The sequence below is a fragment of the Enterobacter sp. 22499 genome, assembly GCF_052044815.1.
In the GTDB taxonomy this organism is placed as follows: domain Bacteria; phylum Pseudomonadota; class Gammaproteobacteria; order Enterobacterales; family Enterobacteriaceae; genus Enterobacter; species Enterobacter bugandensis.
On sequence record NZ_JBQENR010000004.1, the window covers coordinates 177,517 to 191,331 of the forward strand.

15 protein-coding genes are annotated in these 13,815 nt (G+C 51.2%); 4 read left to right on the forward strand and 11 right to left on the reverse strand.

What is annotated here, in order from left to right; genetic code table 11:
- Positions 1-45: 45 nt before the first annotated feature.
- On the reverse strand, positions 46-708 hold the full coding sequence (gene can, locus ACTJI7_RS14315; RefSeq protein ID WP_014882586.1) for a carbonate dehydratase: 663 nt from the start codon (positions 706-708) through the stop codon (positions 46-48).
- Positions 709-815: 107 nt separating this feature from the next.
- Between can and ACTJI7_RS14320 the strand changes: the two genes are divergently transcribed.
- From ACTJI7_RS14320 to ACTJI7_RS14335, 4 genes are all read left to right on the forward strand, one after another.
- A complete protein-coding gene (locus ACTJI7_RS14320) occupies positions 816-1,742 on the forward strand; it encodes an ABC transporter ATP-binding protein (protein WP_028015540.1) in 927 nt (308 codons plus the stop codon).
- Positions 1,739-2,509 (forward strand): ABC transporter permease, encoded by a 771-nt coding sequence (locus ACTJI7_RS14325; protein WP_023334536.1) that lies wholly within the window; start codon positions 1,739-1,741, stop codon positions 2,507-2,509. The genes ACTJI7_RS14320 and ACTJI7_RS14325 overlap by 4 nt, the downstream gene beginning before the upstream one ends.
- 104 nt (positions 2,510-2,613) lie before the next feature.
- Positions 2,614-3,054, forward strand: coding sequence for a PTS sugar transporter subunit IIA (locus ACTJI7_RS14330; RefSeq protein WP_047367340.1), 441 nt, complete (start codon positions 2,614-2,616; stop codon positions 3,052-3,054).
- 63 nt (positions 3,055-3,117) lie between these two features.
- The gene (locus ACTJI7_RS14335) at positions 3,118-4,365 is read left to right on the forward strand and encodes a polysaccharide deacetylase family protein (RefSeq protein WP_047367341.1); all 1,248 of its coding nucleotides are present in this window, start codon (positions 3,118-3,120) and stop codon (positions 4,363-4,365) included.
- A gap of 1 nt (position 4,366) precedes the next feature.
- Here the strand turns inward: ACTJI7_RS14335 and ACTJI7_RS14340 are convergent, their stop codons facing one another.
- The 10 genes from ACTJI7_RS14340 to panB all read right to left on the reverse strand — a co-directional run bounded on the left by ACTJI7_RS14340 (position 4,367) and on the right by panB (position 13,788).
- Positions 4,367-5,449, reverse strand: coding sequence for a fimbrial protein StkG (locus ACTJI7_RS14340; protein ID WP_193030268.1), 1,083 nt, complete (start codon positions 5,447-5,449; stop codon positions 4,367-4,369).
- 34 nt (positions 5,450-5,483) lie between these two features.
- Positions 5,484-6,116 carry a fimbrial-like protein gene (locus tag ACTJI7_RS14345; RefSeq protein ID WP_440670646.1) on the reverse strand — a complete coding sequence of 211 codons (633 nt, stop codon included), beginning with the start codon at positions 6,114-6,116 and terminating at the stop codon, positions 5,484-5,486.
- The gene (locus tag ACTJI7_RS14350) at positions 6,116-6,673 is read right to left on the reverse strand and encodes a fimbrial protein (RefSeq protein ID WP_047367344.1); all 558 of its coding nucleotides are present in this window, start codon (positions 6,671-6,673) and stop codon (positions 6,116-6,118) included. Before ACTJI7_RS14350 ends, ACTJI7_RS14345 begins: the two co-directional genes overlap by 1 nt.
- A 23-nt stretch (positions 6,674-6,696) precedes the next feature.
- On the reverse strand, positions 6,697-7,275 hold the full coding sequence (locus ACTJI7_RS14355; protein ID WP_047367345.1) for a fimbrial protein: 579 nt from the start codon (positions 7,273-7,275) through the stop codon (positions 6,697-6,699).
- Positions 7,276-7,288: 13 nt separating this feature from the next.
- Positions 7,289-9,868 carry an outer membrane usher protein gene (locus ACTJI7_RS14360; RefSeq protein ID WP_193030269.1) on the reverse strand — a complete coding sequence of 860 codons (2,580 nt, stop codon included), beginning with the start codon at positions 9,866-9,868 and terminating at the stop codon, positions 7,289-7,291.
- A 65-nt stretch (positions 9,869-9,933) separates the two neighbouring features.
- A complete protein-coding gene (locus ACTJI7_RS14365) occupies positions 9,934-10,671 on the reverse strand; it encodes a fimbrial chaperone (RefSeq protein ID WP_047367347.1) in 738 nt (245 codons plus the stop codon).
- Positions 10,672-10,733: 62 nt separating this feature from the next.
- Positions 10,734-11,321: a fimbrial protein gene (locus ACTJI7_RS14370; protein WP_440670649.1), complete on the reverse strand. Its 588-nt coding sequence runs from the start codon at positions 11,319-11,321 to the stop codon at positions 10,734-10,736.
- 399 nt (positions 11,322-11,720) lie between these two features.
- A complete protein-coding gene (gene panD / locus ACTJI7_RS14375; protein ID WP_003856284.1) occupies positions 11,721-12,101 on the reverse strand; it encodes an aspartate 1-decarboxylase in 381 nt (126 codons plus the stop codon).
- Positions 12,102-12,133: 32 nt separating this feature from the next.
- Positions 12,134-12,985: a pantoate--beta-alanine ligase gene (gene panC, locus ACTJI7_RS14380; RefSeq protein WP_008501942.1), complete on the reverse strand. Its 852-nt coding sequence runs from the start codon at positions 12,983-12,985 to the stop codon at positions 12,134-12,136.
- Between the two features lie 11 nt (positions 12,986-12,996).
- The gene (gene panB, locus ACTJI7_RS14385) at positions 12,997-13,788 is read right to left on the reverse strand and encodes a 3-methyl-2-oxobutanoate hydroxymethyltransferase (protein ID WP_045259479.1); all 792 of its coding nucleotides are present in this window, start codon (positions 13,786-13,788) and stop codon (positions 12,997-12,999) included.
- Positions 13,789-13,815 lie beyond the last annotated feature (27 nt).

Genomic DNA, 13,815 nt, shown 5'->3' on the forward strand with positions numbered 1-13,815 from the left:
TCACTCCGACCCTCTCCCACGGGGAGAGGGCGAAAACCCCCGGCTTTATTTATGGTTCACATGCTTAAGCTTGAGGTTGGCAATCCCCGAACGGTAACGCTGCTCCAGCGTTTCGCGATTGGTGGCGGTGACTTCCAGATTGCGCAGCAGGCCATCGTGAATACCGTACGCCCACCCGTGGATTGATACCTTCTGCCCGCGTTTCCACGCCGACTGCATGATGGTCGAATGCCCAAGGTTATATACCTGCTCCATCACGTTCAGCTCGCACAGCGTGTCCATGCGTCGCTCCTGCGGCATTTCGCCGAGCAGTGAACTATGTTTGAACCAGATATCGCGAATGTGCAGCAGCCAGTTATCAATTAAACCCAGTTCCGGGTTTTCAACCGCCGCCTGCACGCCGCCGCAGCCGTAGTGGCCGCAAATAATGATGTGCTCGACTTCCAGGACGTCAACGGCATACTGAACCACGGAAAGGCAGTTGAGATCGGTATGAATCACCAGGTTGGCGACGTTGCGGTGAACAAACAGTTCGCCGGGCTCAAGGCCGGTCAGGCGCTCGGCAGGTACGCGGCTGTCTGAACAGCCAATCCAGAGAAAGCGCGGGTTCTGGGCTTGTGCGAGTTTTCCAAAAAATCCGGGGTCTTCCTCCACCAGCATTTTTGACCATAGTGCATTGTTGCTAATGAGTGTATCTATGTCGTTCATGGAGGTTAGCGACCTGTAACCAAGTAATTGCGTTGCGCTACTATAGGGTAACCCGACTTTTAATGAAACCACACAACGTGTGTAAGAACTGAAGGTAAGTTAAATTCATGGCAATTGCACTGGAGCTTGAGCAGCTTAAAAAAACCTATCCGGGTGGCGTTCAGGCGCTACGCGGGATAGACCTAAAAGTAGAGGCCGGGGATTTTTACGCGCTTCTGGGGCCGAACGGGGCGGGGAAATCCACCACCATCGGGATCATCAGCTCGCTGGTGAATAAAACGTCCGGACGGGTGAGCGTCTTTGGTTACGACCTGCAAAAAGATGTGGTAAACGCCAAGCGCCAGCTGGGGCTGGTACCGCAGGAGTTCAACTTCAACCCGTTTGAGACGGTGCAGCAGATTGTCGTTAACCAGGCGGGTTATTACGGCGTTGAGCGTAAAGAGGCGCTTGAGCGTAGCGAAAAGTACCTGAAACAGCTCGATCTGTGGGAAAAGCGTAACGAACGAGCGCGGATGTTGTCCGGGGGGATGAAGCGCCGCCTGATGATTGCCCGTGCGCTGATGCACGAGCCGAAGCTGCTGATCCTTGATGAACCCACCGCAGGCGTGGATATCGAACTGCGTCGTTCTATGTGGGGTTTCCTAAAGGATCTTAATGACAAAGGCACCACCATCATTTTGACCACCCACTACCTTGAAGAAGCAGAGATGCTATGCCGCAACATCGGCATCATTCAGCACGGCGAGCTGGTGGAGAACACCTCGATGAAGGATCTGCTCTCCAAGCTGAAATCCGAAACGTTTATTCTCGATCTGGCGGCAAAAAGCCCGCTACCGAAGCTTGAAGGGTACCAGTATCGCCTGGTTGATACCTCAACGCTGGAAGTGGAAGTGCTGCGCGAGCAGGGGATCAACAGCGTGTTCTCCCAACTGAGCGCGCAGGGGATTCAGGTTTTAAGCATGCGTAACAAAGCGAACCGACTGGAAGAGCTGTTTGTCTCTCTGGTGCAGGATAAACAAGGAGACAAGGCATGACGCATCTTTATTGGGTCGCGCTGAAAAGTATCTGGGCGAAAGAGATAAACCGCTTTATGCGTATCTGGGTGCAAACCCTGGTACCGCCGGTCATCACCATGACGCTCTATTTCATCATATTCGGCAACCTGATTGGTTCCCGCATTGGTGAGATGCACGGTTTTACCTATATGCAGTTTATCGTGCCGGGTCTGATTATGATGGCGGTGATCACCAACGCCTACGCAAACGTGGCCTCGTCGTTCTTTAGCGCTAAGTTCCAGCGTAATATTGAAGAGTTGCTGGTGGCGCCGGTGCCAACGCACGTCATCATAGCCGGTTACGTGGGCGGCGGCGTGGCGCGCGGGCTGTGCGTGGGCATCCTGGTGACGGCGATTTCGCTGTTCTTCGTGCCGTTCCAGGTGCACTCGTGGCTGTTCGTGGCGCTGACTCTGCTGCTGACGGCAATTCTGTTCTCGCTGGCCGGTCTGCTGAATGCGGTGTTCGCTAAAACGTTTGACGACATCAGCCTGATCCCGACCTTTGTGCTGACGCCGCTGACCTATCTCGGCGGGGTGTTCTACTCCCTGACGCTGCTGCCGCCGTTCTGGCAGGCGCTGTCGCATCTGAACCCGATCGTCTACATGATCAGCGGCTTCCGCTTTGGCTTCCTCGGCATTACCGATGTTCCGCTGTTTACCACGGTGGCGGTGCTGGTGGTGTTCATCATCGCCTTCTACCTGCTGTGCTGGTATCTGATCCAGCGCGGGCGCGGTCTGCGTAGTTAACCCTCTGCCCGGCGACGCTCTGGTTGCCGGGCACTTTCTTTGACTGTTATCACCGTAAGCAAACCTTCACTCCGCTAAACTACTTGCCTGCTAAGGAGAGAGTTATGCTGGGATGGGTGATCACCTGCCACGATGAACGAGCGCAGGACATGCTGGATAAGCTTGAGGCCAAATTTGGCCCGCTGGCGCAATGCCGGGTGGTTAACTACTGGCGCGGGTTGAGCACCAACATGCTCAGCCGGATGATGTGCGATGCCCTGCATGAAACGGATACCGGTGATGGGGTGATTTTTCTTACCGATAAATCCGGCGCGGCGCCTTACCGCGCGGCCGCTTTGCTGAGCCACAAGCATGATAATTGTGAAGTGATCTCCGGTATCAGCCTGCCTTTACTCGAAGCCCTCTATCCGCTTCGCGCCTCATTGAGCAGCGCAGAGTTTCGGCACGCTATCGTGGCGGAGGGCCAGCCGGAAGTGAGCAGCCTGTGGCACCAGCAGCAGAAAAACCCGCCTTTCGTTCTGCTTCACGATCTGTATAAGCATTAAACATTGGTATTGATGTCGCTTTTGCTACAATGGCGACTGATTTCCCGTGTCGATTTATATCCTATGTTCATGCGCGTGTTCTTTCTCCTTTTGCTGCTGGTTTCCGGCGGGGCGTCTGCCAGCCTGATAAGTCAGCAAGGGCTTCCTGCTCAATATATGCAAACCACTGAGGATGCTGCCATCTGGGCTCAGGTAGGTAACTCCGTGGTTAATGTGGGCAATATTCGCGCAGGGCAGATCATCGCAGTCTTTCCCGCGGCGGCGGATTATTACGAATTTCGCTTCGGGTTCGGTACCGGCTTTATTGATAAAGACCACCTTGAGAAAGTGCAGGGCAAGCAACGCGTTGAGGACAGCCTGGGCGACCTGAACAAGCCGCTCAGTAACCAGAACCTCATCACCTGGAAAGATACGCCCGTCTATAACGCGCCCAGCAGCGGAAGCGCGCCCTTTGGTACTCTGAGCGCCAACCTGCGTTATCCCATTCTGAACAAACTTAAAGACCGCCTGAACCAGACCTGGTATCAGATCCGCATCGGCAACCGCCTGGCGTGGATAAGCAGCCTGGACGCGCAGGAAGATAACGGCATTCCGGTTCTGACCTATCACCATATCCTGCGCGATGAGGAGAACACCCGTTTTCGTCATACCTCCACCACCACCAGCGTGCGCGCGTTCAGCAACCAGATGACCTGGCTTCGCGACCAGGGGTACACCACGCTGACGATGTATCAGCTGGAAGGCTACGTGCGCAACAAGATGAACCTGCCCGCGAAGGCGGTGGTGATTACCTTTGACGACGGCCTGAAGTCGGTGAGCCGTTACGCGTATCCTGTGCTGAAAGAGTATGGCTTCAACGCGACGGCGTTTATCATTTCGTCACGTATTAAAGGCCATCCGCAGAAGTGGGATCCGAAATCGCTGCAGTTTATGAGCGTTCAGGAAATCAAAGGCATTCAGGATGTGTTCGACATTCAGTCGCACACTCACTTCCTGCACCGCGTGGACGGGTATAAACACCCGATCTTACTGAGCCGCAGCTATCACGTGATCCTGTTTGATTTTGAGCGTTCTCGTCGCGCGCTGTCACAGTTCAACCCGCGTGTGCTCTACCTTTCTTATCCCTTTGGCGGCTATGACAATAAGGCGATCAAGGCGGCGAATGATGCCGGTTTCCATCTGGCCGTGACCACGGTGAAGGGTAAGGTGAAGCCGGGGGATAATCCGTTCTTACTCAAACGACTCTATATTTTAAGAACGGATTCGCTGGAGACGATGTCGCGGCTGATCAGCAATCAGCCGCAGGGATAAGCTATTCGTAGGTAATCTGCAACGTGCCGATGGCGCTGAACGTTCCTGAAGTGACTTTTTCTGTACCAGATTTAACCAACTGAGCAGTGAGAGACTCGCTAAATGACGGGATGATAGTGTTCCCTTTTGTCGAATAGTTGTTAGTTGAATTAGGCACCGCCAGGCTGTTGTCCGGCCACTTCAGCAACACGCCCACGCCTTTTGCCGCATTCGACGATGCGGTGTTCGCGAGTAAAGAGCCATCAGTCCCGGTTGTCTTGCTGGTGGTCAACTTCATCGTAATTTTGCGAGTGTTGGTGCAATTCCCTGACACGGTAGCAGAGACTTTTTGCGTGTTATCGTTCTCGACATCGGAAACATCATACTCCCCCAGATCTACGCTTTTAGGAGCCGTAAGAGTGCAGGTCGGTTTTTCAACAGGAACATTGAAGGCCATATCGGGTATCGTGATTAACGGACGTGGATGGTCACTTTCATCTGAGCTCCAGGGGTTACCTACGACAATATTGCCAATATTCCCGGCCACTGGACCAATCTGTGTGACGCTTGCGGGCACGCCAGCATATGAGGGTAATTGATAAAATTCCATACGGGCATACCACCATACTGCTTTAACCAGATCTGAATTATCCCCCTGATTGGCCGTTTCTACATAACTTCCTGTAGTCGAAGGGAAAAAGGCATTAAAAGCGTTGTTGGTCGGGTACATGGCCAGCGTATAGGCGATCCCCGTTACGTTAGTTTTAAAGAGTGCTTTTCCGTCCACGCCACCGACGACCAGTGTACTGTCCGTTTTCTGATAGACGCGCTCGCCATCTCTACCCATTGAGCACCAGGAGTAGAGGCCCGGAGTCACCTGCAAATCAATAAGGCCGCTTATTTTTGTTGGCGCGCTGACGCTCTCCAGGGGAACGATCTTGGGCTTTGCACCTTTGACATCCGAAATAGGCTGAACACTGTAACCATTAAATTTGCATTCATACAAATCGGCCGATGCAGAAAAACTTATTGCAAGAATTGACAAAGCAAGGCCTGCACCTTTTATGAAGAAATGACTTGTTCCGGCTCCTGCTATATAACACATTCAAAAATTCCTTATATCCGATGCTTGGTATATTTTAATTGTAAGTAACGCTGACCAGCACGCTTGTGGTAACTTTCCCCGCGCTGACAATCCCTGTGTCTTGATAACGGGCATAGAAATTATAATTTGTTAAATACTGGCTTTCGGTTTGGTTAGATACATCAAAAATAACATCTGACGTTCCTGACGCATTGACCACATTGGTATTGTCTTTTTCTGAGAAAATCACAACGCCGACGTTCTCTGCTCCTCCCCCGGAGGCGGGAATTTCATTGGCGAACACCTGTTGAGAGCTTCCGATAACTATCCCACTTTGAGGTTTAAACTCAAAATGCAGGGTTTTTGCCAGTCCAGATTCACTTTCCGCACAGCTTTTCAGCTGTATTTCGAAGCGAGTTCCCCCAGCTGCGTCACCGGGTTGTAGCCGTGGGCTGCCGTCGGAGTTATAAAACAAACCTTTGCCAACGATCGGTAAAATAACTTTGCCATCATTCGGAATACTTACCTGACACGTATTGTTGATGATGTTTGCCGTCATATCCATCTCCAGGCTCGAGGCAAAACCTGCTGCGGGAAACCCCAGACAGCAGGCGAGCCATAACATCGCACTTCTAAAGTTTAAGCGGGAGTGGAACATCCTATTTAAGCTATCAGTCTTAATAAACATTATTGATAGGTCACGATAAAAGTCACAGGGGCGCTGACCGAACCAGTGGTCACGTCAGAAATGGTTTTATCTTTAGCAATAACGATGCGCGCATCCATTTCAAATTTTCCCGCCCCGTTAGACAGGTTGACGATAGAAGTTGGGGCCGTGGCGCAGTTCAGCAGGGAACCTGAGTCGACAGAACCTTTCCAGATTTCAAAACCAACGTTATGCCCGGCTGCATATGAGTTCCCATTTTTGGCATTGCCAGTACAGGACCCGCCAGCACCCGGCGTGGCTTGAACGGAGGCATTTTTGACCCCGGCACAGTTAGTGAACGCGATTTTGAATGCCCCTGTTCGGTTCTGGCTCACCAGATCGGACTTAAATACATCGCCAAACGGCAAAATGCTAATGGGAGCCCCGCTCGCATCCTGAATCTCGGCATTACAGGTTCCGGCTTCAATGGTGGACGTAAAGGTGGCCTGAACGCTCGTCGTACCCGTAATGGCGCTTAAACAAACGGAAGGCAGGATGGCAGTCATCGCAAACACCAGTGATGTCATTTTCTTTTTCATATTAACGCTCCGTATTGCGCCAGTTATTCATAGGTGAAATTAAACGTAGCGATACCGCTAAAGTTGCCGGTCATTCCTTGCCCGCTTGCAGTTTCCACCAGCGTCGCCAGGAGTTGAACTTCGCCAGCACTTATTTCTCCGCTCGACCAGACGAGGCGCTGAGTATCAGTGGATGAATTAATGACAAAAGGGGCATCCGGAGTGGCGGTGCGGGAAATCGCCACGCCAATATTTTCTGCGCTGCCCTCACCGGAGAGTGAGTTTTTAATTGCCGTATTCAGTGGGCTGGCACTACCACTAATGGTCGTGTTCAGCTTTGTCAGACTCGAAGGGCATGAGACCATTTTGAGTTTAAAATTTGTTGTTGCTTTGGCATTTTTGAGGATGATGTAATCCAGGCGTACCTTGCCGTCGGTGCCAATGGGAATAACGTTGCTGGAGCCATCACCGCTGCCACCTTCAATTTTCATATCGCAGGTGGTGTCACGGATATTAGCGGTAAAGGTAATATCGAGATTATCGGCGTATGTTCCGAGCGACAGCGCCATCAGACTCGAACTTAATACCCATAATCCTGTTTTTTTCCCAGGTTTAAAAAGCATGCTCTAACTCCTTTTATAATACTGTGATGCGGCAGGTCTGGCCTGTCAGCAGCGTTGTTGGTCCAATCTTTTTCGCATTGGGCGGAATCTGATAGGAGACAGTACAGGATGTGCCGGACTCACTTCCCCAGACGATTTTTAACAACCCTTTATCTTCAATTCCGCGAATCCAGGCTTGCCCGGCCTGGCCTACGCTACCTACGGATACGCCTTGCTCAGTTTGAACATCGGCACCAAGCGGAATAAACCCACCGTCGTCACGCGTCAGTTCCATTAACACTGAACGCCCTTGATCGGTCTCAAAATTAACCAGCACAACGGCACCGCTACGAGGGACAGTAGTGGAACGGGTATTTTTCACTTCAACGTCAGAGCGCATATCGCTGATATCAAGACCGACGTTGTTTTCACGGTAGGCAGACAGATAGGGCATAAGGGCATAGCCTGAAGAGCCAATTTCACCGTTACCGATGGAGACTCGGGCACCTTCTGCTCCCTCAGCTTTAATCAGCGCAAGCGTATCGCTTTCGCTAATGCTGCCAGGGGCGAGTGTTATGCCACCAGAGTGCAGAATCATCCCGCCGCTATAGCTGGCGGAATATTGTCGGCTATCGTCATCGGATGCGGAGACGGAAAGACTCACCGGTCCATGCGGGCCGTTATAACTCCCGTAACCGCTTAGCTGATTTAATGTATCGTCGTTACGCGTGGTGCTTTCGGTTATGCTGTAACTGAACCGGTTATCTTCGGTGTTGCCGTTGGCGCTGGCGTTAAAACTTCCACCGCCTTTTAGATCGCTGCCGATGCCCGTGGTGAGGGATGAGAACCCGCCTGCACGCTTGCCGTTACCCATCAGCGTGTCGAAAGGAATTGTGAGGCTCAGATAGACACTATCATCTTTTTCCCCGAACTCGTTGTAGGTGCGCTGCACGGAGAGGCTGTAACTTCCCCAGCTTAACGATTGACTGTGGCCAACCGAGTACTGCGCTGATGAACTGCTTTCATTCCAGTAGTCCTGCCAGGTGGAGTTGACATACAGCGATCCCAAATCAAGGCCGTTAAAGGCCAACGGCTGGCTGATGTTCACCTGGATCTGGTTCTTCATGCGCTGGAAAGTCTGGTACACATCGCTGTTATCGCGGTCAGGGTTAAGCTCCCTGTCACGGTATTTGATCTCGTTGGTCAAGGAAGCTGCATCGCTCAGGCTGAGATAGTCAGATGTCGAAAACCGGTATGCTGCTACGTTGAAAGAGGTATTCGTGGCTTCCATGAGTTTGCTGTAGGAGATACGATAACTCTCACCCTTAAGATGCCGTAAGCCGTCGATCCGGGCATCAGAATGCGTGACATCAAAGGCGAATGCGCCAATGCGGGTGTTCATAGCCAAACCCACCAATGCGGCGTAAAAATCGCTATCGGTGTACTCCAGACCCGCATAACCTGTGAAGGTATTGGTTAATCCATAATAGCCCGTGGCGTAACCTACCTTTGGCTTGTCACGTAGGTTATCGTCACGCAGTTCACCCACGCCGACATCCCATCGGGAGTAGCCCGGGCGCAGCATTTGCGCGACCGAGGAATACGCGACCGAGAAGGAACGTTTGCTGCCATCCGCTTCTTCTACAGTGACGATAAGATCGCTGCCATAACCCGTCGTACTGAGATCTGAGATTTCAAAGGGCCCCGGCGGGACGGAGGTTTCGTAAATCGTGTTTCCGCTCTGGGCGATCGTGACTTTGGCGTTGCTGTTTGCCACACCCCGAATCACCGGCGCATAAGTCGATATGCCATTAGGAAGCATACGATCATCGTTATATAAACGCGCCCCGCGCAGACTAATGGAATCGAAAGCATCTCCACGGGTGTAGGAATCTCCCGCGATAAACTGTGCTTTCAGCGGCGTGATATCACGCTGGAGATAAATGTCCTGGCTGGCGTAATGAGTACCGGAATCCCGATCCCAGTTCAGATTACCTCGTGCCCGGAGCCGCCACGGGCCCAGGTTTGCTCCATAGCGCAACCCTGCGTAGGCCGTATCGGTGCTGTAATCAGACGTGTCCGCGTGCCAGCCGTTAAGATCCCAGGAGAGCATCGCCGCCGGGATCCCGTCTTCCCAAAGTGAAGGATCGACAAATCCCGCCGGGCGCTGAATGACGAAAGCCTGGGGAATAGAAAGGTCCAACTCCTGTGTGGAAGGATCGTAAGCCACACGTGAGCCGGGATAGGCGTCTGACACAGAGACGCACGTATCTTCGGAATCATCTCCGGCTGGTTTAAGTTGCTCGGTTGCTACATTTGTCTGGGTGAGCAGTTTACGCGTGATGCAGGGCGTGGCGCGCGGTGTACCATTCTCCTTAAACACAAGATCCGTGGTAATGGAAGGTTTCCCGTTAATAACCACCTTCACCTTATACGTCCCGGCAAGAACAGGGTTGCCTTTTGAAAAACGGCTGACATCAATTGATGTACCGGTGTTATAAAGAAACTGATCGTTAAACTGCACGTCTTCTTCTTTATTATTTTCAGCAGCAAATGCACAAAACGGCAATACCGCACTTATCGATAAACATAGTAGTGAACGTTTAAACCGCATGATGTACTCTGTCCCAGAGTTAAGCTAATTATAGTTATTCCGAATGATACGAGGCGGATAAATAATCAATTCTGTATGGATTCATACTTATCAATTCCACCGAAATCATTGATGGCTTGCCAGGTGATTTTGTTATACCCCAAGGTGTTATGATTTTTTACGTTCATAGTCTGGCTTGAGAATGGCTCAATATAATGCGTTTCAATATCGTAGCTTTTAGCACCAGCAATAAGCGTTGCCCCCGCCAGTGATACATAATAAGGTGAATCATTCTTCGCACTTAAAACGATATTTTGACCTTGCCGGGTTTCAGTCCATTTAAGATTTTTAGCCGCATCTGTCGGTTCTCCTTTCAAACCTGTAGGCCGGAAAAAGAGTTTTATGCGGGTACGGAATGCCAGCTGAAGCATGCTTTGCGTATCGCTTTCCTTTGCCTTTGGCGGAACTTCCAGAACGTTAAACCAGAACAGGGATTCTTTATCTTTTGGCAATGACTGACCAAGCCAGGTGATTCTGACCGTTTGCCCTTTTTGCGGTTCTACACGCGATACAGGAGGCGTGACAATAAAGGGAAGTTTCAGCTCTTGAGGATTAGTGGTATCTCTTCCGTCATCGAGCCAGGTTTGTACCAGTAAAGGTCTGGTGCCACGGTTATCCATAGACACCGTTACGTCTTTTGCCGATTCTGGATAAATGACACGGGTGCCGGAAATTACAATATCTGCACTGGCGTTAAGAGCAAAAACGCTCACCGAGGCCAGCAGCAGGGCTTTTAATCCGCTCTTAATATTCAGTAAGTACATGTCTACTCTCAAATAATACGAAAAAATGTGCCCGGCTGGGCACATTAACAAGACGAATAAAATTATTCGTAGCTCATGGTGAAGTAAGCGTTGGCGCTGACTTTACCTGACTGCACAGGGCTAGTATCTTTCACCCAGTTGGAGCCAGGGACATAAGCAACACGGTAGAACAGTTTACCGGAGCCGGCTTTCAGGTCTGTTTTCTGCGTATTATTGTCAGGCTGGCCTACCATAATACGAGATGAAACGGTTGGGGCATTGTTAAACAGGGCAAGTGCAACGTTGGTTGCAGAGCCTTGTACGTTAGCATCGGGTTCAATAGTACCGTTCGCAATAGCGCCCATATTTTTTGACATGAAGCTTGCAGAGGCATTCTTTAATGTCTCAGGGCAATTGGTGAGCAGCAGTTCAAAGTTTTTGGAACCGACGCCAGTATCAATAGTTGTGGATTCAACTTCAGATTTTTTAACGACGGGTAAGGTAATAGTAATATTTCTTTGTGATTCACCATTAGAGGTGGAAATATTACATGTTGTGTCTGTTACCGCACCATCAAAGGTGATTAAACCAAGATCCGTATCTGCGATTGCTGAAAAAGAACCTACTGCAAACAAAGCTACAGCTGAAGCTAATAACGTTTTTTTTAACATAATTGAAATTCCATTTAAAAAACATTGTAATGATTTAATACAAGCAAAATGATGATAGGGATCTCTGTATACGTTGGGTATTTAGAATTACTAAAAGTTACAATTAGAAAAAATTAAAGATTGATAAGTCATTGAAAAAGATCTTGAAAATGATCTCAAAAAAAACACTGGGAGTTATTTTTTATTGCGTTGATATGCTATTGGCAGGCTTGGATTATTAATGGCATTGATCATTTTCCCTTCGTATATAACTGAGGGGAATGTTTATTTAAGAAAGGAGACGCGAAAAGAGAGGTGAAAATAAGAGAAATGAGTAAAGAGATGCTATTTACATAATTTACAATGATGTGTTTTTTCCTGTTAAGGAGCGGATCCAGAGGGTTCCGCTCCTTGTTGGAATCAGGCAACCTGAACCGGAATCGCCTTTGCGGTGCGCTTCATTTCATTGTCGCCTTCGAAGTAGGCCACTTTAGGCTGCCAGCGGCGGGCTTCTTCGTCAGACATCATCACGAAGCTGGCGATGATCACAATGTCGCCCACGTCCGCACAGTGCGCCGCAGCGCCGTTAACGGAGATGATTTTAGAACCGCGCTCGGCGGCAATCGCATAAGTAGAGAAGCGTTTACCGTTGTTCACGTTCCAGATATCAATCGCTTCGTTTTCAAGGATACCCGCCGCGTCGAGAAAATCCTGGTCAATGGCGCAGGAGCCTTCATAGTGCAGGTCGGCCTGCGTGACTTTCACACGGTGAAGCTTACCTTGCAGCATTTTGCGAATCATTACGTTTACCTTTAATTATCAAGGGTGAAGAACTACGCCAGCTCAACCACTTTATTGTCAATCAGGCGTGCCTGGCCGAGCCATGCCGCCACCAGGATGACTGCGCGCTTGCTGTTCTGGGTTAATTCCAGCAGCGTATCAGCATCACGAATTTGTACGTCGTCAGCACGAAGGCCCTTATCGTTAAGCGCCTGCTCGGCAAGGGCAATAATCTCTTCTGCTGTTAACTCTTTTGCCAGCATCTGCTCTGCCATGGTGTTCATCACCTTGCTCAGGCCCGGCGCGATTTTACGCTGTTCGGCGGTCAGGTAACCATTCCGCGAGCTGAGCGCCAGACCGTCTTTCGCACGCACAATCGGTACGCCGACGATCTCAATATCGTAACCCATGTCAGCAACCATCTTGCGGATCAGCGCCAGCTGCTGGAAATCTTTCTCACCGAAGCAGGCAACGTCCGGCTGCACCAGGTTAAATAGCTTGCTGACGATGGTGGAGACGCCGCGGAAGTGGCCCGGACGGCTTGCTCCTTCCAGCATGGTGGAAATGCCCGGGACGTCAACGTAGGTCGCCTCTTCGGTACCCTGCGGGTAAACGTCCGCCGGTGCAGGTGAGAAGACGATATCCGCGTGGCGTTTTTTGAGCTTCTCGCAATCTTCCTGCAGGGTGCGCGGATAGCGTGCCAGATCGTCGGCGCGGTCGAACTGCATGGGGTTCACGAAGATACTGACCACCACGATATCTGCTCGCGCACGGGCTTCGTCGACGAGCTTCATGTGGCCGTCATGCAGGTTGCCCATGGTCGGGACCAGTGCGATACGTTTACCTTCCTGACGCGCGCGGCGGATATGCTGGCGAAGCAGCGGCAGGGTTTCAATGATTAGCACAACGAGACTCCTTAATGGAAACTGTGTTCTTCACCCGGGTAAACACCGGATTCAACGTCGGCAATATACTGCCTGACCGCAGCGCGCATGTCGCCCGCTTCAGTGAGGAAATTTTTGGCAAATTTCGGGATATGCCCGCCAGTAATACCAAAGGCGTCGTGCATCACCAGAATCTGACCGTCGGTCACGTTGCCTGCACCAATACCAATCACCGGAATGGAGAGTGCGTCGGTGATGCGTTTCGCCAGCTCAACCGGCACGCACTCCAGCACCAGCAGCTGGGCGCCTGCGGCTTCCAGCGCCAGGGCATCCTCAAACAGCGTCTGCGCTGCGTCGCCGCGGCCCTGCACCTTATACCCGCCAAAGATGTTGACGGACTGCGGGGTCAGGCCCAAATGACCACACACCGGCACGGCGCGTTCGGTGAGCATTTTCACCGTCTCCACCAGCCAGGCGCCGCCTTCAATTTTGACCATGTTAGCGCCAGCGCGCATCACTGCCGCCGCGTTTTCAAATGCCTGCTCTGGCGTGGCATAAGCCATAAACGGCAGGTCGGAAAGCAGAAGGCAGCCTGGCGCACCGCGGCGTACCGCACGGGTGTGATATGCAATATCTTCGACCGTGACCGGCAGGGTGGAATCATGTCCTTGTACCGTCATCCCTAACGAATCTCCGACCAGCATGACGTTGATACCCTCTTCAGCAAACAGTTTGGCGAAGCTGTAGTCATACGCGGTGATGGTGGCGAAGCGTTTTTTTTCCTGTTTGCATTTCTGCAGTAAGGAGATGGTGGTTGGTTTCATACTGTTTCCTGATAGCCCAAAAGCGAA